Annotated in this window: 23 protein-coding genes, 1 tRNA gene and 1 other RNA gene; 8 read left to right on the forward strand and 17 right to left on the reverse strand. The window is 53.4% G+C overall.

Translation table 11 applies throughout. The annotated features are described in order from the left end of the window. Positions 1-29: 29 nt before the first annotated feature. From V7775_RS03270 to clpS, 8 genes are all read right to left on the reverse strand, one after another. Positions 30-1,346 carry a TRAP transporter large permease gene (locus V7775_RS03270; protein WP_335750428.1) on the reverse strand — a complete coding sequence of 439 codons (1,317 nt, stop codon included), beginning with the start codon at positions 1,344-1,346 and terminating at the stop codon, positions 30-32. Between the two features lie 2 nt (positions 1,347-1,348). Then, positions 1,349-1,930, reverse strand: coding sequence for a TRAP transporter small permease (locus V7775_RS03275; protein ID WP_335750429.1), 582 nt, complete (start codon positions 1,928-1,930; stop codon positions 1,349-1,351). A 64-nt stretch (positions 1,931-1,994) separates the two neighbouring features. Then, positions 1,995-3,035, reverse strand: a complete 1,041-nt coding sequence (locus tag V7775_RS03280; protein WP_335750430.1) for a TRAP transporter substrate-binding protein — start codon at positions 3,033-3,035, stop codon at positions 1,995-1,997. A 263-nt stretch (positions 3,036-3,298) separates the two neighbouring features. After that, positions 3,299-3,375: transfer RNA gene (locus V7775_RS03285), tRNA-Met, on the reverse strand. A 75-nt stretch (positions 3,376-3,450) separates the two neighbouring features. Beyond that, on the reverse strand, positions 3,451-4,341 hold the full coding sequence (hemF, locus tag V7775_RS03290) for an oxygen-dependent coproporphyrinogen oxidase (RefSeq protein ID WP_335750431.1): 891 nt from the start codon (positions 4,339-4,341) through the stop codon (positions 3,451-3,453). A gap of 67 nt (positions 4,342-4,408) precedes the next feature. Next, entirely contained in the window at positions 4,409-5,209 is an 801-nt protein-coding gene (locus V7775_RS03295) for an SDR family NAD(P)-dependent oxidoreductase (protein ID WP_335750432.1), read from the reverse strand. Between the two features lie 10 nt (positions 5,210-5,219). Beyond that, positions 5,220-6,221: a class I SAM-dependent methyltransferase gene (locus V7775_RS03300; protein ID WP_335750433.1), complete on the reverse strand. Its 1,002-nt coding sequence runs from the start codon at positions 6,219-6,221 to the stop codon at positions 5,220-5,222. A 3-nt stretch (positions 6,222-6,224) separates the two neighbouring features. Further along, on the reverse strand, positions 6,225-6,563 hold the full coding sequence (gene clpS / locus V7775_RS03305; protein ID WP_335750434.1) for an ATP-dependent Clp protease adapter ClpS: 339 nt from the start codon (positions 6,561-6,563) through the stop codon (positions 6,225-6,227). 107 nt (positions 6,564-6,670) lie between these two features. Here clpS and V7775_RS03310 point away from each other — a divergent pair, with 107 nt between their 5' ends. The 3 genes from V7775_RS03310 (at position 6,671) to V7775_RS03320 (ending at position 9,466) form a co-directional block, all read left to right on the forward strand. After that, positions 6,671-7,393, forward strand: a complete 723-nt coding sequence (locus tag V7775_RS03310; RefSeq protein WP_335750435.1) for an HAD family hydrolase — start codon at positions 6,671-6,673, stop codon at positions 7,391-7,393. Beyond that, positions 7,380-7,703 (forward strand): hypothetical protein, encoded by a 324-nt coding sequence (locus tag V7775_RS03315; protein WP_335750436.1) that lies wholly within the window; start codon positions 7,380-7,382, stop codon positions 7,701-7,703. The genes V7775_RS03310 and V7775_RS03315 overlap by 14 nt, the downstream gene beginning before the upstream one ends. Positions 7,704-7,942: 239 nt before the next feature. Beyond that, the gene (locus V7775_RS03320) at positions 7,943-9,466 is read left to right on the forward strand and encodes a D-alanyl-D-alanine carboxypeptidase family protein (RefSeq protein ID WP_335750437.1); all 1,524 of its coding nucleotides are present in this window, start codon (positions 7,943-7,945) and stop codon (positions 9,464-9,466) included. Here V7775_RS03320 and V7775_RS03325 read toward each other — a convergent pair. After that, positions 9,463-10,338, reverse strand: coding sequence for a LysR family transcriptional regulator (locus V7775_RS03325; RefSeq protein ID WP_335750438.1), 876 nt, complete (start codon positions 10,336-10,338; stop codon positions 9,463-9,465). The two genes, V7775_RS03320 and V7775_RS03325, sit on opposite strands and share 4 nt — an antisense overlap. Positions 10,339-10,428: 90 nt before the next feature. Here V7775_RS03325 and V7775_RS03330 point away from each other — a divergent pair, with 90 nt between their 5' ends. Together V7775_RS03330 and V7775_RS03335 are read left to right on the forward strand one after the other, a co-directional pair. Beyond that, positions 10,429-10,575 (forward strand): hypothetical protein, encoded by a 147-nt coding sequence (locus V7775_RS03330; protein WP_335750439.1) that lies wholly within the window; start codon positions 10,429-10,431, stop codon positions 10,573-10,575. A gap of 11 nt (positions 10,576-10,586) precedes the next feature. Further along, on the forward strand, positions 10,587-11,108 hold the full coding sequence (locus V7775_RS03335; RefSeq protein ID WP_335750440.1) for a cysteine hydrolase family protein: 522 nt from the start codon (positions 10,587-10,589) through the stop codon (positions 11,106-11,108). On the opposite strand, the gene V7775_RS03340 is transcribed toward V7775_RS03335, so the two are convergent. From V7775_RS03340 to V7775_RS03360, 5 genes are all read right to left on the reverse strand, one after another. Further along, positions 11,105-12,685, reverse strand: coding sequence for an ABC transporter ATP-binding protein (locus V7775_RS03340; RefSeq protein ID WP_335750441.1), 1,581 nt, complete (start codon positions 12,683-12,685; stop codon positions 11,105-11,107). The genes V7775_RS03335 and V7775_RS03340 overlap by 4 nt on opposite strands. Then, positions 12,685-13,797 (reverse strand): ABC transporter permease, encoded by a 1,113-nt coding sequence (locus V7775_RS03345; protein WP_335750442.1) that lies wholly within the window; start codon positions 13,795-13,797, stop codon positions 12,685-12,687. Before V7775_RS03345 ends, V7775_RS03340 begins: the two co-directional genes overlap by 1 nt. Then, positions 13,797-14,948, reverse strand: coding sequence for a microcin C ABC transporter permease YejB (locus V7775_RS03350; RefSeq protein ID WP_335750443.1), 1,152 nt, complete (start codon positions 14,946-14,948; stop codon positions 13,797-13,799). Before V7775_RS03350 ends, V7775_RS03345 begins: the two co-directional genes overlap by 1 nt. Positions 14,949-14,955: 7 nt before the next feature. Then, on the reverse strand, positions 14,956-16,881 hold the full coding sequence (locus V7775_RS03355) for an extracellular solute-binding protein (RefSeq protein WP_335751048.1): 1,926 nt from the start codon (positions 16,879-16,881) through the stop codon (positions 14,956-14,958). 167 nt (positions 16,882-17,048) lie between these two features. Next, a complete protein-coding gene (locus V7775_RS03360) occupies positions 17,049-17,552 on the reverse strand; it encodes a c-type cytochrome (RefSeq protein ID WP_335750444.1) in 504 nt (167 codons plus the stop codon). A gap of 129 nt (positions 17,553-17,681) precedes the next feature. On the opposite strand from V7775_RS03360, the gene V7775_RS03365 reads away from it, so the two are divergent. Next, positions 17,682-18,521, forward strand: a complete 840-nt coding sequence (locus V7775_RS03365; RefSeq protein ID WP_335750445.1) for a prephenate dehydratase — start codon at positions 17,682-17,684, stop codon at positions 18,519-18,521. A gap of 20 nt (positions 18,522-18,541) precedes the next feature. Here the strand turns inward: V7775_RS03365 and V7775_RS03370 are convergent, their stop codons facing one another. Beyond that, positions 18,542-19,006: an SRPBCC family protein gene (locus tag V7775_RS03370; RefSeq protein ID WP_335750446.1), complete on the reverse strand. Its 465-nt coding sequence runs from the start codon at positions 19,004-19,006 to the stop codon at positions 18,542-18,544. Positions 19,007-19,120: 114 nt separating this feature from the next. Further along, the gene (nudC, locus tag V7775_RS03375) at positions 19,121-20,089 is read right to left on the reverse strand and encodes an NAD(+) diphosphatase (protein ID WP_335750447.1); all 969 of its coding nucleotides are present in this window, start codon (positions 20,087-20,089) and stop codon (positions 19,121-19,123) included. Positions 20,090-20,491: 402 nt separating this feature from the next. On the opposite strand from nudC, the gene ffs reads away from it, so the two are divergent. Next, positions 20,492-20,589: signal recognition particle sRNA small type (gene ffs / locus V7775_RS03380), an RNA gene on the forward strand. A 38-nt stretch (positions 20,590-20,627) separates the two neighbouring features. Here the strand turns inward: ffs and ypfJ are convergent. Further along, complete coding sequence (gene ypfJ / locus V7775_RS03385; RefSeq protein ID WP_335750448.1) at positions 20,628-21,470, reverse strand: KPN_02809 family neutral zinc metallopeptidase; 843 nt, start codon at positions 21,468-21,470, stop codon at positions 20,628-20,630. 291 nt (positions 21,471-21,761) lie between these two features. On the opposite strand from ypfJ, the gene V7775_RS03390 reads away from it, so the two are divergent. After that, the gene (locus V7775_RS03390; protein WP_335750449.1) at positions 21,762-23,516 is read left to right on the forward strand and encodes a DNA polymerase III subunit gamma/tau; all 1,755 of its coding nucleotides are present in this window, start codon (positions 21,762-21,764) and stop codon (positions 23,514-23,516) included. Positions 23,517-23,543 lie beyond the last annotated feature (27 nt).

A 23,543-nucleotide genomic window follows, 5' to 3' on the forward strand; every position in this document is an offset into this window, starting at 1 on the left:
CCGACACGCAGCACCTCACATGCGCGGTACTAGCTCAGTAAAAATAGGGTAATTGATGGGAACGCGACCAAGATGATGACCCGAACGATGTCTGAAGCAATGAAGTACATCACCGTTTTGTAGGTTTCGGTCATCGGCGTTTCACGGTCCATCGAGTTAATGATAAACAGGTTCATCCCGACCGGGGGCGTAATCAGCCCGACCTCAACAACAATCAAAACCAAAATACCAAACCATATCGCGACATGTTCCGCGCTCATTCCAAAATCCATTGCGGAAATGACAGGAAAGAAGATCGGGACCGTTAGCAAAATCATGGATAGGCTGTCCATCAAGCAGCCAAAGATCAAGTAAAAGACAAGTATGATGCACAGCACCAACCATGGGCTGAGGCCTTGGGTCACAACCCAGTCGGCCATGAATTGCGGCACACCGGAAAGCGCGAGAAAACCGTTATAAAAACCAGCACCGAGCACGATAAAGAAAATCATAGCTGTAGTACGCGCCGTTCCGACCAGACTTTGCTTCAGAACTCCCCAGCCGAGTGAACCGGACAAAAGGGCCACAAGCCCTGTCCCCGCAGCACCAACAGCCGCAGCTTCGGTTGGGGTAAACCACCCCAAGTAGATACCGCCAACAACCAAGAAAAAGATCGCCATAACAGGCCACGTTTTACTCAGCGCGGCAAAGCGTTCGGACATGGGGACAGGAGGACGCGTGCCTGCCGCATCAGGGTGCAGACGCACATAGATCGATATGGTCAGGACATAGCCAATTGCCGCCAAGATACCGGGAATGAAAGCGGCCAAAAACAGCTTTGCGATATTTTGCTCTGTCAGGATCGCGTAGATCACCAAAATCACGGATGGTGGGATCAGAATACCTAGCGTACCACCCGCAGCTAGCGTCGCCGTTGAGAACCCTCCCGAATAGCCATAGCGTTTCAGCTCTGGCAGGGCGACTTTTGACATTGTTGCGGCTGTCGCCAGCGAAGAGCCACAAATCGCACCAAAGCCCGCACAAGCGCCAACAGCTGCCATAGCCACACCACCACGGCGGTGACCAAGGAAGCTCTCTGCAGCGCGAAACAGGGCCTGTGACATACCAGACAGTGTAGCAAACTGGCCCATCAACAAGAACAGAGGAATGATGGTCAGCGAATAGCTGGAAAACGTTGTGTAAGTTTCGGATTTCAGCTTGGCCAGCAGAGGCGCGGGGTTGCCGCCCATCGCCATAAACCAGCCGCCAAAGCCACATAGTAGCATCGCTAGCCCAATAGGCGCGCGCAGGAAAACCATCACCAAAAGGATCGGAAAGGACCAAAAGCCCAGCTCAAGATTGCTCATGCTTAGTGTTCCCCATGCTCGGACGGTAGAATGGCAGAACCACCTACAGCCTCGGCAATGCGCGCCGCCGCGCAATATACTGCTACAATACAAGCAACGATGCCCGCGACAAAACTAACCGCGTAGGACCACCAAACAGGGAATTGCAGGAAAAATGTTGTTTCGCCGTTGCCCAGATACCGTTGAAGCCCGCCGTAAAGGCGCCAGATGATCAGCAGAATCACAGCCGCTAGGACCACCTCCCAAAAGGCAACAATCCAGCGATTGATCCGCGCAGGTAAAACGGACGTGAAAACATCTACCGACGCATGCGCACCGTAAAACTGACAGATCGGCAAAAACGAGAAGATGGCAAAGGCTACGCCAGCTTCTAGCAACTCATAGTTACCGTTTATCTCGCCAACACCCAAATCAAGCAGGAACTGCGAGAAACCAGTGAGCTTTGTTTCAAAGAAATCAGCATGCAGGAACTTATTTGCTGAGCGACCAATAATAGAGAGCGTGGTCATGATGACCAAAGCGATTAGAACGCAGCCGCCAGTCAAAGCCGTGGCGTGCGCAAGGTTTCGGATAATGCGATGCATGTTTGACCCTTGTACGTAAGTCTACTGCGCGCCGGAATGACATCCGGCGCGCAGATTTTTGACTTTACTCGCTGTAAGCATTCATCAGTGCGCGCGCTTCGTCGATCAGGGCCTGACCATCGATGCCTTTGCTTGTCATGTCTGCTGTCCAGTCGTCATAAACGGGCTGCGCCGCGTCTTTCCACACCTGTACTGCATCTCCGGATACGGTGACGATGTTGTTCCCTGCATCAATAGCAGCTTGACGTGATGGGCCATCGGCATCTGCCATTGTCCCACCAGCAAGGATTGAAAACTCAAGACCAGAGTTCTCTTCCAGAACCTTCTGCAGCTCAGGATCAAGGCTTTCGAAACGATCCTTGTTCATCGCCAACACAAAGCCGAGCGTATAAAGAGCATTGCCTTCAAACTCAGTGTGGTTCTTGACCAGCTCAGGAACTTTCAACGCGCCGGTTACTTCCCACGGGATGGTCGTACCATCCACAACACCCTTGCTAAGCGCTTCGGGGATGGCGGGCACTGGCATACCAACAGGCGTGGCGCCCAGCTTACTCAGCAACACACTGGCAAGACGTGAGCCGCCGCGCATCTTGAGGCCTTCCATATCGGCAGGCGTTTCAATCACTTTGTTTGCGTGGATCACACCGGGGCCGTGGACCCATGTTGCAAGAATTTTCACATCCTTGAACTCAGTGTCCTTCATGTTCTTCTCGAACATCTGCCAATACGCAGAAGACGCCGCGCGTGCGTTATTCATCATGAACGGAAGCTCGAATACTTCGGTGCTTGGATAGCGGCCAGGGGTATAGCCAACAACCGTCCAGACGATGTCTGCGACGCCATCAATCGCCTGATCCATCAATTCTGGTGGGGAACCACCAAGCTGCATGGACGCATACCGCTCAATCTTGATACGGCCTTCGCTGGCCGCCTCGACACGGTCGGCCCACGGATAGAGTATCAGGTTTGGTACGTTCGCCTGCGCTGGCAAGAACTGGTGCATGCGCAATGTAACGTCCTGCGCCATGGCAGGCGCTGTGCCCATACCAGCGGCGAGCGCTGCGGCCCCTACCATACCTAGGAATGATTTACGTGTGAGTTTCATTGGTCTTCCTCCCATTAGAAGCGCCACATCATCAGCAAAACTGCTGTGCAGCGCATATCGTTTCGTGAAACGCTATGCGTCTCATCCAGTATTGTCACGCGAGATCGCGCAGGGCTTCTTTTTGAAGCCTCACTTTGGTCTACCCCGTCAAAGACACAGAGCAGTTGAAAATGTAACTATCAACAAAGCCTTTTGTTCATTATGCAAAAAAACGGCATTGCAGTGCAACAATGCGCATTAACCGAAACAAACATGGGGAAAAGTGGTGGCGTTACCTGGATTTGAACCAGGGACCTAACGATTATGAGTCGTTCGCTCTAACCAACTGAGCTATAACGCCGTGCGCCGTGAACTATGATAGCCGCCCGCCTACGTCAAGACAGAAACAACACCTGACAACATGGTATTTTGCGCGTCAGACCCACTTCGCCATCGGAGGTAGGCTCATGAGCACTGCATTGGCGTCATGACCCGTCTCTAAACCGAACTTTGTACCGCGGTCATAAACCAGATTATACTCGGCATAGAGGCCACGGTGGATCAGCTGCGCGTCCTTGTCAGCGTCGTTCCAAACCTGCGGCTTTCGCTTTTCTACCAGTGGAACATATGCAGGCAAAAATGCGCGGCCTATATCTTGGGTCAAGGCAAAATCGGCTTCCCAATCGCCAGTATTGCGATCATCCATAAAGATGCCCCCAACGCCGCGCGCGCGGTTCCGGTGAGGGATATAGAAATACTCATCCGCCCACTTTTTTAGCTTGGGATAAATATCGGTTCCGTGCGGATCTAGATGTTGTTGCTGGGTGGCGTGAAAATGCGCAGTATCTTCATCATATTCAATGCACGGGTTCAGGTCGGAACCGCCCCCAAACCACCATGCACCCGGGGTCCAGAACATGCGGGTATTCATGTGAACCGCAGGCGCGTGCGGGTTTTGCATGTGCGCAACAAGGCTGATGCCAGAGGCCCAGAACCGTGGATCATCCGCCATGCCCGGTACGCCGCGCGCCGCCATCGCTTTTTGCGCGCGATCGCCCAACGTGCCATAAACAGTTGAGGTATTTACGCCCACTTTTTCAAAGACACGCCCGCCTCGCATCACGCTCATCAGACCGCCGCCCGCGTCGGACCCGTCATCAGATGTGCGTGTTGTACTGCTCACTTCGAACTGGCCGGGCTTCATGTCGCTGAGTGGTCCATCAACATGAGACGCCTCAAGCCTTTCAAACGAGGAGACAATTTCATCACGCAGTGTGCTAAACCATGCACTGGCACGGTTTTTCTCTGTCTCGAATGGTGTTGTCATGATCGCGCTTTCTGTCGAATTAATCCAAGGCTGTGCATACAGCCATCTGTCGCTTGAGCAGCGTCGACTAGTGCGCCGGAGCGCTAACCGCGTCCAGCAATGAACGGCCGCCGTCAACGACCATAACTTCACCCGTCATAAAGCTTGAGCTTTCAGCGGCCAAAAACTGAACAGCGTCAACCAGCTCAGACGGGGCAGCGATGCGGCCCAAAGGTGTGTGACTGCGAATATCATCACGCCATTCACGGTTTTCGGCCACTGACGCCTTGAGGGACGCAGACATGACAGAACCAAAGGCAACCGCATTCACCCGGATGCGGTGTGGGGCCAAGGCTAGCGCCATAGAGCGGGTCATTTGGTCCAAGGCAGCAGTTGCAATCGAATAGCCCATCAGTTCGGGGTGTGTGTGTTGCGCCGCAACCGAGCTAAGGTTGATGATCGACCCTATAGGACCTTCGGGTTGTTCTTTGGCTTGTTTCATCATTCGCTTGGCCACTTGTTGGGTCAAACGAAGCGATGTCATCAGGTTCTGTTCTAGCAAAATCTCAACAGAGGTATCATCTACATCCAAAGCGTCGGTAGGCATCACCTGACGCGAAGCATTCACCAGAATATCCACCTGATCAAATGCATCGATTGTGGCCGAAACTAGATTCGCAATTGTCAGCCGTTGGCGCAGGTCCCCAGCGAAAAAGCGGATATTGCCTTCGTCTCGCGCCTCGCCCAACTCAAGCTTGAGCTTTTTCTCATCCATATCGGCGCACATCACGTTGGCGCCCTTATCCGCAAATGCGCGGGCTATGGACAGGCCGATGCCATTGGCTGCCCCAGTAACAATTGCTGTCTTGCCAGAAATAGAGAATGACATGTGCTGTCCTTTAACTCTGTCCGCGGCGCTTACGCAAAGGACGCGACGCATGGAATAGCTTGAACCGCGCATCACTGCCGACTTCGTCGACCTGCATAAAACGGGTTTTCAGTTCAGCTTCATAAGGCAAATGACGATTCGCCACCATCCAAAGATGTCCATGAGGAGCCAACAACCGCGCAGCCGACGCAACAAAGGCCTGCCCGATTTGTGGCTCTGCAGCCCGTCCAACATGAAACGGCGGATTCATCACAATGGTATCCAACTTGAACGCTGGTGCCCAATCGGTGCCATCCGCCCAATGAAATTCAGCACGGGGATCAGAAACATTGCGGCGCGCACACTCAAGCGCCATGTGATTTGCTTCAACCAGGTGAACGGCCTCGACCCCTTCACGCATCAGAATATGCGCTGAAAGGAAGCCCCAGCCTGCGCCCAGATCACAGACCTGTTTGCCCAACTTGCCCGGCAATGCATCCGCCAGCAACGCCGACGCCAGATCGACACCATCTGCAGAAAAGACACCCGGCGCAGTCCAAAACCCGCCTTCTCCCAGCTGGGGCCCTGCGGCCCAATCGGCAAAGCAATCAGCGGCGGGCGCATCAATCCAGAATAATTTGCCGTGCGCCTTGGTGACGGGGCCATGCACGCTCACGCGGGCTTTCATTGCTTTTAGAATGCCCTCAATGCCGTCGGTCTTTTGACCATCAATCACCACAACACCTTTGCTCAGCGCGCAAGCCTCGGCAATCATCGCGCGCGCCTCAGTTTTGGCGCGCGGCAAACAAACAACCGCAGCGGCGTAGCTGTCTTCGCTTACCACAGCCACATCAAAACCGCGCCCAGACCAAGCGGCGTGTGCGGGATAAAAATCATGAACGATTTTGGCACGTTCTTTGGGGATACCATCTAGATCGGCATCCGGAGAGGGTGCAAAAACGGCAATAGGGCCTTCATCAGGCCACACAAGTCCGCCGCCATTAAGCGCCAGCGGCAATCGCGAATCGAGCATCGCTTATTCTTCTTTTTCCATAGTACATTGTAGTGGGTGCTGGTTACGGCGTGCAAAATCCATAACTTGCGCCACCTTTGTCTCCGCGATCTCATGGCTGAACACGCCCACTACGGCCAGCCCTTTTTTGTGGACGATCAACATAATCTCAAACGCTTGCGCGTGATTGAGGCCAAAAAACCGTTCCAAAACATGCACTACGAATTCCATTGGCGTGAAATCGTCGTTGAGCAGCATCACCTTGTAGAGGGGTGGCCGCTTGGTCTTTGGCTTCACTTTGGTCAACAGCTCGGTTTCATCACCGTCTTGCGGGCCTGCCATGGATATTGGATCTAGGTGCATTACTGCTCCTGCGGAAGTTGCATTTTCATCGGGATATTATCCTGTCTATATAACGTGAAGCCCCCTTTAGAAAAGAGGCGCGGGCCAGAAAAGGAAATAGCGGCGTAATGTCTCATATTCTGACAACAATCGGATTTGATGCCGACGATACGCTTTGGCACAACGAACGCTACTTTAGGCTCACCCAAGACCATTTCGCCGAGTTGTTGGCCGATCATACAGAAAGTGACACTCTGATGGGCCGCCTATTGGCCGCGGAACGGCGCAATCTTCCTCACTACGGCTTCGGCATCAAAGGCTTCACGCTGTCGATGATAGAGACCGCCATTGAAGTCACCGACGGTCGTGTTCCTGCATCCGTCATATCACAAATCCTTGATGCTGGCCGCGACATGTTGAGCCATTCCGTTGATCTGCTGCCCCACGCTGCGCAAACGATCCAAACTCTGCGAAGTGATTATAAGGTTCTTGTCATCACCAAAGGCGACTTATTGGATCAAGAGCGCAAACTGGCACAATCCGGATTGCGCGATTTGTTCCATGGCATCGAAATAGTCTCGGCAAAGACACCTGAAGCCTATACTCGCATCTTTGCCCAGCACGGTACAGGCGCAGATCAGGGCCTGATGGTAGGCAATTCTATGGCATCTGATGTGATCCCGATGATCGACGCGGGCGGTTGGGGTGTATTCGCACCCCATGGCCTTTCATGGGCCATAGAACACGCCACCGCGCCAGAGCATCCGAAATTCCACGAAATCACTAATTTGGGCAATCTGCCTGATCTAATCAAATCCATAATCACCGGAGATATCCATGCCACAGGCTGACCTAAGCTACTCATCACAAATCCCATTGGACGCCCCCGCTGTTCTAGCTGCTATTGAGGCTGTCATTAGCGCACATGATGGCGGCGCTGGCGCTTGCAAAGGTCGCGCCTATCCGTTGGAGCAAACACACCATACCCATGTGCAACTGATGGTGCGAATGCTCAACAAATCACACCGCGATGACGCATTTATGCAGGCGCTTTTGAGTGCACTTGAAGCTGCATTGCGCCCCCTGATCCCACCACCCTGCATTTTTGGGATCGAGTTGGGCTTCATTGAACGCAACTACGTCTCCCTAACGCTTGAATGAATCGCAACTTTAGATTGGGGCAAATCGTGCCCCAATGCTGCCACATTCCCGCCACATTGGCGGGTCTAGTGGTTCAACCCTAAACCACACCCATATGTGCTATGCTGCGTTGCAGAAAATGGCGTAAATCCGCGCAAAATAAGGGTTATCAGAGGCGGTCTTTCGTGCTAAGTTTTAGCCAATAAATAATAAGGCCACCCGAAAAATCGGGGGTCAGAGGCAGAATTAGGCAGGTTATCATGAAGGTGCGGCGCGTGCAGCCGGCCCGTTTTGGGCTATTCGTTTTGGCGGCTATTTGGTTGCTTGTTCTCGTTCCGATGAGTGCAATGGCAGCCCCTTATGCTGCTTATGTCATTGATGCGCGAACAGGCGAGGTACTGCATTCTCGCAATGCCGATACGCGCCTTCATCCCGCATCTCTCACCAAAATGATGACGCTCTACATCGCGTTCCAAGCGATTGAGCGTGGCGAAATCTCGTTGGACACAAAAGTTCGCATTTCCAAAAACGCTACAGCAGAGCCACCCAGCAAATTGGGTCTCAAAACTGGCCAACGTATCGCAATGCGTTACCTCATCCGTGCCGCCGCTGTTAAGTCCGCAAACGACGCTGCCACCGCCATCGGTGAAGCGATCTCAGGCTCAGAGGCGAAGTTTGCCCGCCGCATGAATCGCACAGCCAAGCAGCTAGGCATGACGCGAACCACATACAAAAACGCCCACGGCCTCACCGAGGCAGGCCACCTGTCGACCGCCCATGACATGACAATAATGGGCCGCCACCTGCTGTATGATTACCCACAGTACTACAATTTGTTTTCGCGGATCACGGCAGATGCAGGTGTTCGCAAAGTGAGCCATACCAACCGCCGCTTCCTGAACGCCTACAAAGGTGCAGATGGGATCAAAACTGGTTACACCCGCGCTGCGGGATTCAACCTGACCGCTTCCGCCGAACGCGGCAATGAGCGTGTGATTGTGACGGTATTTGGTGGAAAATCTACAACGTCGCGAAATGCAAAAGTGGCTGAGCTGATGGATCTTGGTTTCCGCCGCGCGCCATCGCGTGCCCGGGTACGCAAACCAGCCCTGCCTGACTACATTGCTGAAGCAAAACCAACACCTTCTTCAGAACCGCAGACAAAACCCGCGCCGGGCGCCAAAGGTAAAACCCTCCGCCTAATCCGTGCCGTAAAAACGTCCTCACGACCTAAACTGCGGCCAGGGGAAAGTGCTCCTGTTGTCGTAGCCTCCGCAGCAACTGAAGGTGGGATCAGTGACATCCTGAGCTCGGCTATTGCCGAGGCCGTTGCGCAAGCTGTTGCAGAACCCGCAGCGCCTGAACTAAAACCAGAGCCAAGGGCAGCAGCACCCGCAACCCAACCAGAGAATGTTGTTCTAGCCGCTGCTACAGCCTCGATCCGCCCAACATTACGGCCCAAAGGGCTTGTTGTAATTGGCGCCCAACCCAGGGCCAAAAAACCCCCTGCCCCGCAAGAGGTTGTAACCCGCGTTTCTACGTCGGGAGGGCGTCATTGGGGTGTGAATGTAGGTCGCTATGGTAGCCGCTATGCTGCCGAAAAGGTGTTGATCAAAACCGCGCTTGCAGAAATGGCCACACTTGACGGCTCACTTCGCAAGGTTGTTCGCAAGCCACAAGGTTTTGACGCCAATTTCCTTGGCATGACACGTGAAACTGCAGACTTGGCCTGTCGTCGCCTAAAGGCGCGTAATGTCAGCTGCTTTATGATTGGACCGGGTTAAGGGGTTCGCCCCTCCCGCTTCAGCCAATTTACAAACGCTTTTAACGGCGCACGCATCACACCTGCACGCGTTACGATGTGGTAGCCACTGCCGCTGCGTTGCTCTTCGTGCAATACCCGCAGTCTGCCAGCTTCGATGTCTCGCTCGACAAATCGGCGCACTGTGGCGGCAAGCCCTTGCCCGTCACGCGCGCCATCAATCAGAAAATTACCCGGTACCCGAATTACGCCCACTGCGCGTTGCGTCACGCCATGCGTCTGCAACCAATTCGTCGATTCAGAAGTGCCTAACTCTTCGATCCACGGCAATCGGGCCAATGCATCTAGATCGGCATAAGCCGTCTCACCGACCAGTGAAGGCGCTCCAACAACAACCAAAGTGCTTTCCCACAATAGCGCAGATTCCAAACCGCTCCAGCCACCCTGACCAAAGCGGATCGCAACATCGATCCCATCAGGGCCAAGCGTGACCACGTCCGTGGTGGGATCAATCATCAAATCAATATCAGGATGCATCGCACGAAACCCTGCAAGTCGCGGCATTAACCATGAAGCTGCAAAGGTTGGCGTTACCGAAATGTGAAGAGGTCGTGCATCCCGCGCGCCCGTCACTGCAGCAACACCTTCCCCAATGAGTGCAAAGCCACCGCGCAGTGAACGCGCTAACTGCTCCCCCTCATCTGTCAGCCTAAGCGCACGACCAGAGCGATCCAACAAGCTGACATTCAGATGTGTTTCAAGCACGCGCAATTGCTGGCTAATCGCAGCATGCGACACGCCCAACACATCGCCAGCACCAACAACATTGCCCTGCTCAGCGAAGGCTGAAAACGCGCGCAATGCGGACAGTGGTGGAAGGAATCGCCACTCCATATGTTATCCTAACTTACATATTGTCAGGAAGCATGACTCGCATTTTGGTCCACAAACTTCAAGTATGGAGTGAGAAAAAGGAGACCAGCCATGATCAATATCTACGCACAAACGTTTATGACTGCCACACGAACAGGTCAAATTCGGGTACAGGACATGCCGCCAGCGTCCGAAGTCAAGCGGCAGCGCTGGTTTCAGCGGAAGACATTCCGCACCATAGATCCAAACAAACTGTAAGGTCATCGCACATGACAAGCGCCCTCATCTTGATAGACATTCAAAACGACTATTTCACTGGCGGCCTTTGGCCTGTTGAAGAAATGGATAAAGTGGCCCAATCCGCTGCTGCCATTCTCGCACAAGCCCGAGAAGCAACCGACCATGTCATCCATATCCGCCATGAGGCGTTGTCGGATACTGCGCCGTTCTTCCGCCCCGGCACTGCCGGAGCTGAGTTTCACCCCAGCGTCGCCCCACGTTCAGATGAAACCGTATTCCTCAAGCACCGCCCTAACAGCTTTCACGAAACTGGCCTGCATAGCCATCTTCAAGACCTTGGGGTTACCGACCTTACTATCATTGGCGCCATGAGCCAGATGTGTATCGATGCCACCGTGCGCGCTGCGCGTGATTTTGGATATAATGTGACTGTTATTGCGAGTGCTTGTGGCGCAAAGTCAGCGCAATTTGGCGATGTCGAACTGACTGCGCCACAGGTCCAAGCTGCATTCATGTCAGGGTTAGCGCAGGCTTATGCAACAGTGATTTAGCTCGCGGCCTGCAACAGGCTGCGCGCGTATTCTGTCTGGGGATTGTCATACAATGCATCAACGTCGCCGTACTCAATCACGTCGCCCTGTTTCATCACCATCACACGGTGAGACATAGCACGCACAACCTTTAGATCGTGACTGATAAACAAATAGGCGAGCCCGTATTTGACCTGCAATTCACGTAGTAGGTCAACGATTTGAACCTGTACGGTCATATCCAGGGCGCTTGTCGGTTCATCAAGAACCAACAGACGGGGACGCAATACCATCGCCCGCGCAATCGCTATCCGCTGCCGCTGTCCACCTGAGAACTCATGCGGGTAGCGGTCCATCGTTTCAGGGTCGAGGCCGACTTCGATCATCACGTCACGTACCAATTCGCGCTGATCACGGTCAGGGTCCACATTGTGAATGGTCAGACCTTCGGCAATAATCTGCATACATGTCATGCGCGGTGACAAGCTGCCAAAGGGGTCCTGAAATACGATCTGCATGTCTTTGCGAAGGCGTCTTAGATCTTTGGTAGACCACTTGCGCACATCGTTCCCCATGAAACTGATACCACCCTCAGAGGCGATCAGGCGCATCATCGCAAGCGCAAGTGTGGTCTTGCCAGAGCCACTCTCCCCCACGATCCCGATGGTTTCACCTGCGCGCACGCTTAAGCTCGCATCATTCACGGCTTTCACGTGGCCAACGGTGCGGCGCAGCAGACCTTGCTGGATTGGGAACCAGATTTTCAACTTATCAGTCGCGGCAATAACCTCAGCATCCTCTTGCACCGGCGCCGGCCGGCCTGTTGGCTCAGCGCCCAACAGTTTTTTCGTATAGGGGTGTTGAGGATTATCGAATATCTCTGAGGTAGCACCCTGCTCTACAATCTCGCCCTGTTGCATCACACAAACACGGTCCGCAATGCGGCGCACCACCCCCAAGTCATGCGTGATGAACAGCAGGCCCATGCCTTCGCTGTCTTTCAGATCTTTCAACAGATCAAGGATTTGGGCCTGAATGGTCACATCCAACGCCGTTGTCGGCTCATCCGCAATCAGCACATCAGGTTTATTCGCCAACGCCATTGCGATCATCACGCGTTGCCGCTGCCCGCCAGACAGCTGATGCGGATAAGAGCCAAGGCGGCTTTCGGCATCGTTGATACCGACCTTTTCCAGCAACTCCAGAATACGTTCCTTGAGTACGGCACCGGTCAATCCCTGATGCAGGGCCAGCGATTCTGCGAGCTGTTTGTCAATTGTATGCAGCGGGTTCAGCGAGGTCATTGGTTCTTGGAAGATGAAGCTAATGTCATTGCCGCGCACCTTGCGCAGCAGCGCATCATTCGCGCCAATCATCTGCTGACCGTCATAGGTCACTGAACCCTCAACATGGGCAGTTTCCCCCAACAAGCTAACCGTGCTGAGCGCAGAAACAGACTTACCTGACCCGCTCTCACCAACCAACGCAACGGTTTCACCCCGCTCTAGATGAAACGAAATGCCTTTAACCGCTGGCGTCAGTTTTCCATCCTGCCGAAAGGACACGGTGAGGTCTTTCACGTCCAAAAGCGGAGTCATCAGGAGAACGTCTTTCTGGGATCAAACGCATCGCGGACCCCCTCAAAAATAAACACAAGCAGCGACAACATGATCGCAAAGGTAAAGAAAGCCGTGAATGCCAGCCATGGCGCTTGCAGGTTTTGCTTGGCCTGCAATGTCAATTCCCCCAGCGAAGGCGCGGAGGACGGCAAGCCAAACCCAAGGAAGTCGAGCACAGCAAGCGAAGAGATCGTGCCCGTAATCAGGAAGGGCAACATGGTCAGCGTGGCAACCATCGCGTTTGGCAGCATATGGCGGAACATGATGGTGACATTGCCCACACCTAACGCCCGCGCCGCACGCACATATTCCAGATTGCGGGCACGCAAGAATTCAGCCCGCACGACCCCAACAAGCGCCGTCCAACTGAACAACACCAGCAAGAATACCAGTAGCCAAAAACTTCGCCCTAAAATCGCAAACATGATGATGATCACATAAAGCGACGGCGTAGAGGTCCAAATTTCGATGATCCGTTGAAAAATCAGATCAACCCAACCACCAAAGAAACCTTGCACAGCACCAGCAGTAATGCCGATGATCGTGGAAAGGCCTGTAACCACCAATGTAAACACAATCGACAACCTGAACCCGTGAATGACACGCGCCATCACATCACGTTTGGTCCCGTCCGTACCAAGCAGGTTTTCACCATTGGGCGGCAGCGGCGCGGCACCTGGGCGATCAACGGCAGTGTCATAGCTGTAGGGGATAGGCGGCCAGATGGACCACCCCTTATGGAAACCCACAACGCCATCGCCGTAAGTGCCTTCATGGACACCTTCCAGAATACCGTCAGGATCATCAAAACAATCCTCAAGCCCACCAGTGGCAATCAAACATTTCACCTCTGGATCGCGATAGGCCGCTTCGGTTTGGAAATCACCGCCAAATGCCGTCTCGGGGTAGAAACTGAAGATAGGCGTATAGTAATCACCGCGGTAATTCACGAGGATCGGCTTATCGTTTGCCAAGAACTCAGCGAACAGCGACAGGGTGAACACCACTGCAAAAATCCACAGCGACCAATAGGCACGCCGGTTACGGGCAAAATTGCGCCAACGACGCTGGTTGAGTGGGGACAATGCCATCAGCCTTCCCTCTTCTCAAAATCAATGCGCGGATCAACCAGCACATACATCAAGTCAGAGATAATTCCGACAACAAGGCCAATCAGGCCAAAGATGAACAGCGTGCCGAACACAATTGGGTAATCGCGCGCAACGGCGGCCTCAAACCCCAAACGTCCTAACCCATCCAGTGAAAAGATCGTCTCGATGATCAGGCTAGAACCAAAGAAAACCCCAATGAAGACAGCAGGGAAACCTGCGATTACAATCAGCATCGCATTACGGAACACGTGACCGTACAGCACCTTACGCTCTGACAGGCCCTTGGCACGGGCGGTCATAACGTAGTGTTTCTTGATCTCGTCCAAAAAGCTGTTCTTGGTCAGTAGCGTGAGTGTCGCAAATGCCGAAATCGTCGAAGCAAGTACAGGCAGTGTGATGTGCCAAACGTAATCCTTTACCTTGCCCCACGCACTGAGCTCTTCAAAGTTGTCAGAGGTTAGACCGCGCAGCGGAAACAGCTCATGGCAGGTTGGGTTATAGGTTGCGCCGCCGGGCCACATTTCGGCGATACCGGGAATGCGGAAACAGTTTGCTGGCACAAACAAAACCAACAGCAAAATCGCAAATAGAAATCCGGGGATCGCATAGGCTGCGATGATCGCACCCGAGGTCCACGTGTCAAACCGCGAGCCATCGCGCACGGCCTTTTTAATTCCCAGCGGGATCGATATCATATAGGCGATCAACGTCGACCAAAGGCCCAACGTTATCGATACAGGCAGCTTTTCCTTGATCAAATCAATGACCGAGATCGAGCGGAAATAGCTGTCTCCGAAATCAAACCTCAAATAGTTGCCGAGCATCCGAAAGAAGCGCTCGACCGGAGGCTTATCAAAGCCGAACTCACGCTCAAGTTCCTCGATGAACTCAGGTGGAAGCCCCCGTGCGCCGATATATTCACTTTGCCCTACTTGGGACATTGTATCAGCGCCCGCATCGTTATTACTGCCTGCAAAGCCTCCGAACACGTCACCGCCGCCCTGAATACGAGCAATCGCCTGTTCAACAGGGCCTCCGGGCACAAATTGCACAAGCGCAAAATTGACCAGCATGATTCCGAATAACGTTACGGGGATCAGTAGCGCCCGCCGTAATATATAACTACCCATAGATAAGTTACCTCAGCACGCCTGCATCACGCAGTTTTTGCGCTTTGTCCGCGTCATACCACCAGTAGTCAAGATGGCCAACGGCATATGGCGGTTGGGTTTCGGGGCGATCATATTGATCGTAGTAAGCAACCCAATTCACGTCATTATACCACATAGGTATAATGAAAAATTCATACCGTAGTGCACGATCCAAAGCTGACATCGCGGCCTCTTCTTCTTCCCTCGTCTGAGCAGCCAACGATGCGTCAATAATGGCATCGACCATTGGACTAGCAAGACCTGCAGGATTGAACAGCGAAAACTCCGCTGCTTCTGAACCGTAATATTGTGACAGGCCTGTGCCCGTGCCCAAGAAGGCTGCGTAGCTTTCATAAATGAGGTCAAAATCGCGCCCGCGTTCGCGTGATGTGTATTGTGAACTATCCACCTTCTCGAGCTGAAGATCGATACCTATGCCGCGCAGATTTGAGATGTAATTTTCGATCGCGGCAGTAACCGTGGGTGATGATGTAGAGTTAAACAAGAATTCCAAACGCAGCGGCACACCGTCTTTTTGGCGTCGCCCATTCACAACCTCCCAACCCGCATCATCCAGCAATTTCTGCGCGGCGCGTGCGTTGCGCCGGTCCAATAACCGCTTTGAGCTAGAGGTATGCGGCACGACAGCATCCTGCGTCAGCATTTCAGCCGGAATTAAGTCACCTAGAGAGGCCAGCAACTCCAGTTCCGCCCCCTCCGGAACACCATTTGCCATAACAGGCGTTCCTTGCGAGAACGACGCACGGTGCTTGAAAAGGCCATACTGCAAGGATTCGTTGGTCCATTCAAAGTTAAACATCAAAGCAATCGCGCGACGCACAGCGCGATCTTTTAATATTTCGCTACTCAAATTGAAAACAACGCCCGTTGGCGTGGGAGGTGACCCGTCAAACAGTTCGGCCTTCTTGATGAACCCGTCCGTGACCTTTGGGAAATCATATCCCGCCGCCCACTTCTTGGAATCGCCTTCACTACGGAAAGTATACAAGCCAGACTTAAACGCCTCGAACGACGCCGTATCATCGCTGATGATTTCTAACTTGATCGTATCAAAGTTGAACCGCCCTTTATTGATAGGCAAATCTTTACCCCAATAATCAGGATTGCGCGTCAGCTTAATCTGGCGGCTCAGATCAATGTCATCAATAATGTATGCACCAGAACCTGGAGGAGATTCTAACCAGTCGTCTTTGAGCCCCACACCGCGCTCTTTCATCCATTTGGACGGCCACGCAGGCACACCACCAACAGTTTCGATCAAGCTCCGCCGTGAAATGCCATCTGCGAAATGGAATTTGATTGTCAGGTCATCAATCACTTCGATCTTCGGGATACGTTTACGCACCGCATCGGCATAGGACTTCAATCCTTCGTCAAGCAGCAGGTTCTGCGAAAATGCTATGTCATGTGCAGTTACAGGTGTGCCATCTGAAAACTTCGCATCCTTGCGCATATGGAAGATGACCCATGATTTATCTTTAGGATATTCAACCGTTTCACACAGAAGACAGTAAGCCTCTCCGTACACATCTGCAGGCAAACCTTCGCCCGAAGGAGATTCGCCAAGCAGCGACTCATAAGCAAAAATCGAAAAAAGATGCGCCCGCCCCTTGCCTGAATAGGGATTCATCGAATCAAGCGTACCCACAAATGGCAGTGAAATCTCACCGCCCTTTGGTGCATCGGGGTTCACATAATCAAAATGTGAATAGTCAGCCGGATACCTCAAATCGCCGTAGAAGGAATACCCATGACTTGTGATGATCTCTCCTTGCTCTTCCGCCCACAAGTCTGCGCCCAAAACTGCAACTGACACAGTGACTGCCAAGGCGGTCCATAACTGCATCATTGGCAATTGACGTTTCTGAACACGAGCAGTGGAAATCGGCATCATGAAGGGGCTCCTTGGAAGGGACGAACAAATATTCAAAAACTAGGCTAAAGGCCGCGCGCCAAGATACAAGTTGCAAGTCTGTAATCTAACGAAATTCTGAACATAAACAGAAAAAAGGCCGCCGATTGGCGACCTTTCCTAATTTTTCACAGGCTTAACAGCGATTAGTCGTCAAGGCTGTCTAGATAGGCAATGACGTTTGCACGGTCTTCAGGTTTTTTCAAACCTGCAAAGCTCATTGAAGTGCCAGGGGCCCAATCGCTTGGCTTGGTCAAAAACGCGTTCAGATTGTCAGGCGTCCAAACAGTGCCATTCGTTAGAAGCGAGCCAGAGTAGGCGCCGTAACCGACTGCTGAATCAATATCGCGACCCACAACACCGTAAAGGTAAGGGCCTGTTGCGTTCGCGCCGTCTTCTGCTTTGTGACAAGCAGTACACTTGCGAAATACTTTCGCGCCTTTGTCAGCAGAGGCAGAGGCAAGCAATTCTGCAAACGGCACTTCAGGTTCTGCGTCTACAGGCTCTGCGCCCGCAACTTCGATCACATATGATGCCTCGCCATGGGATGCCGTGTGGTACAGCTCTTCACCGCCCCATTTGGCCAGCAACAGTATCAACCATGCGCCAAGCACACCGGCAGCAACTTTTGTAAGGGTCATTGTATCCATGGCTCGGTCCATCGCTTTGAATTGTTCAATTGTTTGTTGGGCTATCTATTGCTTTCCCTCGCCGCAAGCAAGATGTACTTACCGCGACCAATCGACCATCTATGCATGTTTTTACAAAGGACCGATGTGATGACCTCAAACAAGCCCCCCCGCATCGCCTTTCAGGGCGCCCTTGGGGCCTATAGCCACGAGGCATGTTTACAGGCCCGCCCTGACGGAATCCCCGTGCCATGCACCACCTTTGAAGACGTCCTGAGCACAGTACGTGACGGACGCGCCGATCTAGCAATGCTTCCTGTTGAAAACACAACCTATGGTCGCGTCGCAGATATTCACCGTCTTTTACCACAAAGCGGCATGCACATTATCGAAGAAGCATTTGTTCGCGTTCGAATCGCGCTTATGGCGCGTCCCGGCACAACGCTAGACCAAATCAAACATGTACGCGCGCACCTTGTGCTGTTGCCACAAGCCCGCAGTTTTCTTGATACCCACGGCATTACATCCGAACCCGCCGCAGATAGCGCCGGCGCCGCAGAAGAACTGGCCACGAACGGTCCAGCACATGAAGGTGTCCTCGCCAGCTCGGTCGCCGCAAAAATTCACGGCCTCACTGTGCTCGCTGACGGGGTCGAGGATTTAGATCACAACACAACACGCTTTTTGCTCATGGCGCCCAATGCCGATCATACGCCGCGTGGCGAAAAAATGATGACCACATTTGTCTTTGAAGTACGTAACATCCCTGCCGCATTGTATAAAGCTATGGGCGGTTTTGCGACAAATGGCGTAAACATGACAAAGCTAGAAAGCTATATGGTCGGTGGGTCATTTACAGCAACACAATTTTACGCGGATATCGAAGGCCACCCTGACGATCCGGCCGTCAAACGCGCGCTAGAAGAGTTAGACTATTTCACAAACATGCTTGATGTACTGGGCGTTTATCCGGCTCATCCCCACCGTTAAAAACGTCGGGTCCAAGCAGGTCAAACGCGCTTGTGCCGCTCTTCCAACGTTTTTGCAAATTCGGCAACGCCCAATTTGAATTTCTTGGTCAGAGACGTTTTTGCCAACTTGAGGGATTGAACCAAAAGGCGTGCGGACAGATTAAGTGGCTTGATATCAAAAGAAAGCATAAGTCGAGTGCGGTTCTTGGACAGCGCAACCAACTCGATGTTCAATAAGGTCATCAACCCCTGCGAGCGACACTCAAAAACCATCTCATCGGGCTTATCAAAAGAGATCATTTCGATCTCAACCTGACGCCGCTTGCCACGCAGACTAAAGACAGCATTCCACGACATACCAACACCCGGAACAGTTTTAGTATCCGCACGCTGAACCTCAGAACCACGGCGCATCGCCGCACGCTCAAATGTCTCGAAATCGCAGAGCATGTCGAAAACATCCCCTATGGGCGCTTCGATGTCTTCTTTAGTTGAGAATTTCATGATTGCCCTATCTTCATTTTGGCCTCGCCGCCTGTGGAGCATGAATGTAACCCCACCTAGTAAGCGGTCAACCGCCTGAATCGAAAATAGTTATCGAAAATCGAAAATCTATCCTTAATCCAAAGCATCTCCGAGCCAACGTTCAATCAAGAAGTGTGCAATAGCACCTTTACGTGCAGGCATGATCTCTGGATGGTTTCCGCTAGAAATTGTCATCATTTCTTCGCGGGTGATCCAGCGCGCATCTTCGATCTCGACCGGATCAATTGTGATGTCTGTGCTGGTCGCATGACCCCAGCATCCAAACATCAAAGATGCTGGAAAAGGCCATGGTTGGCTTGCAAGATATCCAACCTCACCAACCTGAACACCCGCCTCTTCAAACACTTCGCGTCGGACAGCCGCCTCAAGCGTTTCTCCGGGCTCAACAAAGCCTGCGAGCAGGGAATACATCCCCTGCGGCCACCCTGGCGAGCGACCAACAAGAACGGAATTTCCATGAGTGATCAGCATAATAACAACTGGGTCAGTGCGTGGAAAATGCGATGTCCCACAGGATGCACAATTGCGTTGCCAGCCGCCCTGCGCCAACTGTGTTTTCGCCCCACAACGTGCGCAGAACTGATGGGATTGATGCCAACCAAACACTGCCTTGCCCGATGCTGCCAGCTCTGCATCACGCGGTGTTAGCCACGTCATCACGCGGCGTAGTTCAGCAAAAACCATCCACTCGGGCAATGCAGGGTGCCGTTGCTCAGATGGATCAAGAAAACCACCAAGGCTGCTTTCATCAAGGTCGCTTGGCGTCCAAGCAGACACATCAACAGCAAAGATCGGCGCGCCATCTTCGCTTCCCAGCAGCATTGGCGCTTCAGCCGCATCACGTAATACTGCATGATCCATACCCAAACGGATCAAACCCGAAGGGCGTTCAGGTGAGATCAGCGGCTTGCCCCGCCAAAACACAATCGTACGGGCTGCCGGATCAGCAGCAGCATCAGCCAATGCCTGAGGGTTTCCACGCAATTCCCCTGCACGGTCCAAACCCGAACCACCAAACGTCACCTGCTCTGCATTTTTCATCTTTTAGTCCTTAAAATTCGAAGCATTACTCCGATCAAATTCGGCCAATGCACAGCGGTATTGCCAGACGACGCGTGCCTAACATGGTTACGATTTTTGGCACATGCCCACATTTATAGGCTCTTGCTGCCACAGGACTGGATCAAGGACCAGTCGGTTTTGCACCATCACGAAATTGTTGCTCAGTTCAACAGTCACTTCTCAAATCACTGTACAAAGGCGATTCGCGCAAATTGGGCCGCCAAACGGAACCATCCGGCACCCCTTCCACAGCTAATGGAGATTGGGCATATCCACAGTAATTGCACCCAAACATGACAGACAATGCGCCGAGAGAGCTTACAGCATCCTATCAAATTCTCGGGTCTTGCAGCGGAGGAACAGATTGCCTATATCAACGATCGAGAGGTTGGTGCGGGCAGGCGCCTCGCCAACCTGGTCAGAGCCGGAAGGCAGCAGCCACAACGGGTCCCGCTTGGGTCGTTATCAATCTCTCACCTTATTCCCGATATTAAAGACATGACGCAAACGGAACGCCCTAAAGGCGCGCCGCTGCAAAAGTATCACATTCACCCACTGACCCGCTATCATATCCGCGCCCGAACCAACGCGCGCGCTGTTCTGATGTACCGTGGGTAAATGTATGAGGCTGCGGTACACGCCCCGCTTGTCGTTGCAAATGGTCATCGCCAATCTTACGCGCCGCATTAAGCGCTTCTTCCAGATCGCCGCGTTCCATTAACCCTTTGACATTGCGCGCCCAAATCCCTGACAGGCAATCCGCCATCAATTCCAAACGAACTGTCAGCGCATTGGCCTCAGTTTCCGAGGCGCGCTGTCGCGCCGCGTTCACCTTGGGCAAAATCTCCAGCTCGTTTTGAACATGGTGGGCAACTTCATGCGCGATCACATACGCCGCAGCAAAGTCACCACCGGCCCCCATCTGTTGATCAAGCGCCTGAAAGAACTGCGTATCCAGATAGGCTTTGCTGTCAGCAGGACAATAGAACGGACCAGTTGCGCCGCTTGCCCCGCCACACGGGCTTTGGGTGACACCGCTAAAAATGACCAGTTTCGGGGGGACGTATTCACGGTCCAGCTGTTCGCGAAACACGTTGGTCCAAACAGATTCGGTTGTGGTCAATACTTGGGCGCTAAAATTGGCCGCAGCATCATCGCCAGTGCTGGATGTTGTGCTTTCTTGTTGAACGCCGCCACCCTGCAGCAAAGGTGAAACATCAATGCCCGTGAAATATCCAATCGCAAGTACCGCAAGTATTCCAGCAACGCCCAAACCGCTTTTTGCACCTGCACGTCGAGACCCACCGCTACCGCCGCGCATTTCAACATTGCTACTGCGTTTGATCCCTCTGAGCCGCATGGCATTCCCCTTTAATCTTTAGTGTTGCGAGACCTTAACACAAACGCCCCGCTCAAGTTCAATCATCAAAGGAACCGGATTCCTCGACGGCAGATTATTCTGCCCGCGCACTGAGCGTTAGTGGGAATAATACCTGCGCAATTGCTCCGTTCGGCACGGTTGTCGAACACGTTGGGCGAAATGCGCGATATTCTTGTCAAACTACTGGACTACAAATCCCCATCACCGTTGCCCCCAAGCCCGCCAAGGCCTACTTTAACACCACACCCGAATCCCACCGTCAGGATATTCATGTCAGACGCTACAGCCTACCGCGTACTTGCCCGCAAATACCGCCCCGAAACCTTTGCCGATCTTGTCGGTCAGGAAGCAATGGTGCGCACGCTGAAAAACGCGTTTGAAGCGGATCGCATAGCGCAGGCCTTCATCATGACGGGTATTCGCGGAACGGGCAAAACAACAACTGCTCGTATCATCGCAAAAGGCATGAACTGCATTGGTGCTGACGGCACATCGGGACCAACCACCGAACCCTGTGGTAAATGCGAACATTGCACCGCAATCATGGAAGGCCGCCATGTTGACGTGATCGAGATGGATGCTGCATCCAATACTGGTGTCGCCAACATCCGCGAAATCATCGACAGCGTCCACTACCGCGCCGCCTCGGCCCGCTACAAAGTCTACATCATTGATGAAGTGCACATGCTCTCAACCGGAGCGTTCAACGCCTTGCTCAAGACGCTTGAAGAGCCACCAGAGCATGTGAAGTTCATCTTTGCGACCACTGAGATTCGCAAGGTACCTGTAACGGTCCTGTCTCGCTGTCAGCGCTTTGACCTGCGCCGTATCGAACCCGAAGTCATGATCGCGCTATTGCGCAAGATCGCCGCTGGTGAAACAGCACAAATCGCAGATGACGCGCTTGCGCTGATAACCCGCGCTGCCGAAGGGTCTGCACGCGATGCAACCTCGCTGCTGGATCAGGCCATTAGCCACGGCGCCGGCGAAACAACCGCTTTGCAGGTCCGCGCAATGCTGGGCCTCGCAGATCGCGCGCGTGTGCTGGACCTGCTGGAAATGATCTTGCGCGGTGATGCTGCTGGTGCCCTTACCGAAATCGGCTCGCAATACGCCGAAGGCGCAGACCCGATGGCTGTTCTGCGTGATCTCGCCGAGATCACGCACTGGATCAGCGTGGTGAAAATCACCCCCGATGCCGCCGAAGATCCGACCATTTCACCAGAAGAGCGCGACCGTGGCCGTGTCATGGCCGATGCGCTTCCCATCCGCGTTCTAACTCGATTATGGCAAATGCTGCTCAAGGCGTTGGAAGAAGTGGCCAGCGCGCCAAACGCTATGATGGCTGCCGAAATGGCCATTATCCGACTGACCCACGTTGCCGACCTGCCCTCCCCTGACGAACTGGTGCGCACATTGCAAAACACACCGGCGCCCAGCGCCGGAGCCGCGCCAATGGCTGGCCATGCGCCCGCCCCCAAAGGTGGCGGCAGCGCTCAGGCAATTCAGCAACCCCAAACGCGCATGGCCGCAAACCCCAACGGCGCAGGCCCGACCGCGGCACTGGCGAATGAGCCCTCAGCGGCACTCGCGCTGTACCCCACGTTTGAGCATGTCCTTGAACTGATCCGCCACAACCGCGACGTCAAACTATTGGTTGAGGTCGAAACGTCACTGCAGCTTGCCGCCTACCAGCCGGGGCGCGTTGAATTTGTCCCTACGGACAACGCACCACGCGATTTGGCCCAGCGCCTTGGCGCAAAGCTGCAACTTTGGACAGGCAATCGCTGGGCGGTCAGCATCGTCAACACAGGCGGCGCGCCCACCATCGCCTCGATTCGAGATGCAAAAGACAACGCCCTGCGCGAAGAGGCTGAGGAGCATCCGTTAATGCAGGCCGTCATGGCCCAGTTTCCGCGGGCGAAAATCACCGCTATTCGGACCCCGCAAGACATCGCTGCCGCTGCTGTAGAAGAAGCCCTGCCCGAAGTCGAAGACGAATGGGATCCGTTCGAGGACAGCTAATGCGCTTAGTCGTTTTTCTTGGATTAC

It is taken from the genome of Sulfitobacter sp. (assembly GCF_036960155.1).
GTDB lineage: Bacteria > Pseudomonadota > Alphaproteobacteria > Rhodobacterales > Rhodobacteraceae > Sulfitobacter.

What these genes read in the sequence shown, in the direction of transcription:
- V7775_RS03270 (WP_335750428.1), bottom strand. Translation starts at nt 1,346, where the DNA reads ATGAGCAATCTTGAGCTGGGCTTTTGGTCCTTTCCGATCCTTTTGGTG.
- V7775_RS03275 (WP_335750429.1), bottom strand. Translation starts at nt 1,930, where the DNA reads ATGCATCGCATTATCCGAAACCTTGCGCACGCCACGGCTTTGACTGGC.
- V7775_RS03280 (WP_335750430.1), bottom strand. Translation starts at nt 3,035, where the DNA reads ATGAAACTCACACGTAAATCATTCCTAGGTATGGTAGGGGCCGCAGCG.
- hemF (WP_335750431.1), bottom strand. Translation starts at nt 4,341, where the DNA reads ATGACAACACCATTCGAGACAGAGAAAAACCGTGCCAGTGCATGGTTT.
- V7775_RS03295 (WP_335750432.1), bottom strand. Translation starts at nt 5,209, where the DNA reads ATGTCATTCTCTATTTCTGGCAAGACAGCAATTGTTACTGGGGCAGCC.
- V7775_RS03300 (WP_335750433.1), bottom strand. Translation starts at nt 6,221, where the DNA reads ATGCTCGATTCGCGATTGCCGCTGGCGCTTAATGGCGGCGGACTTGTG.
- clpS (WP_335750434.1), bottom strand. Translation starts at nt 6,563, where the DNA reads ATGCACCTAGATCCAATATCCATGGCAGGCCCGCAAGACGGTGATGAA.
- V7775_RS03310 (WP_335750435.1), top strand. Translation starts at nt 6,671, where the DNA reads ATGTCTCATATTCTGACAACAATCGGATTTGATGCCGACGATACGCTT.
- V7775_RS03315 (WP_335750436.1), top strand. Translation starts at nt 7,380, where the DNA reads ATGCCACAGGCTGACCTAAGCTACTCATCACAAATCCCATTGGACGCC.
- V7775_RS03320 (WP_335750437.1), top strand. Translation starts at nt 7,943, where the DNA reads ATGAAGGTGCGGCGCGTGCAGCCGGCCCGTTTTGGGCTATTCGTTTTG.
- V7775_RS03325 (WP_335750438.1), bottom strand. Translation starts at nt 10,338, where the DNA reads ATGGAGTGGCGATTCCTTCCACCACTGTCCGCATTGCGCGCGTTTTCA.
- V7775_RS03330 (WP_335750439.1), top strand. Translation starts at nt 10,429, where the DNA reads ATGATCAATATCTACGCACAAACGTTTATGACTGCCACACGAACAGGT.
- V7775_RS03335 (WP_335750440.1), top strand. Translation starts at nt 10,587, where the DNA reads ATGACAAGCGCCCTCATCTTGATAGACATTCAAAACGACTATTTCACT.
- V7775_RS03340 (WP_335750441.1), bottom strand. Translation starts at nt 12,685, where the DNA reads ATGACTCCGCTTTTGGACGTGAAAGACCTCACCGTGTCCTTTCGGCAG.
- V7775_RS03345 (WP_335750442.1), bottom strand. Translation starts at nt 13,797, where the DNA reads ATGGCATTGTCCCCACTCAACCAGCGTCGTTGGCGCAATTTTGCCCGT.
- V7775_RS03350 (WP_335750443.1), bottom strand. Translation starts at nt 14,948, where the DNA reads ATGGGTAGTTATATATTACGGCGGGCGCTACTGATCCCCGTAACGTTA.
- V7775_RS03355 (WP_335751048.1), bottom strand. Translation starts at nt 16,881, where the DNA reads ATGCCGATTTCCACTGCTCGTGTTCAGAAACGTCAATTGCCAATGATG.
- V7775_RS03360 (WP_335750444.1), bottom strand. Translation starts at nt 17,552, where the DNA reads ATGGATACAATGACCCTTACAAAAGTTGCTGCCGGTGTGCTTGGCGCA.
- V7775_RS03365 (WP_335750445.1), top strand. Translation starts at nt 17,682, where the DNA reads ATGACCTCAAACAAGCCCCCCCGCATCGCCTTTCAGGGCGCCCTTGGG.
- V7775_RS03370 (WP_335750446.1), bottom strand. Translation starts at nt 19,006, where the DNA reads ATGAAATTCTCAACTAAAGAAGACATCGAAGCGCCCATAGGGGATGTT.
- nudC (WP_335750447.1), bottom strand. Translation starts at nt 20,089, where the DNA reads ATGAAAAATGCAGAGCAGGTGACGTTTGGTGGTTCGGGTTTGGACCGT.
- ypfJ (WP_335750448.1), bottom strand. Translation starts at nt 21,470, where the DNA reads ATGCGGCTCAGAGGGATCAAACGCAGTAGCAATGTTGAAATGCGCGGC.
- V7775_RS03390 (WP_335750449.1), top strand. Translation starts at nt 21,762, where the DNA reads ATGTCAGACGCTACAGCCTACCGCGTACTTGCCCGCAAATACCGCCCC.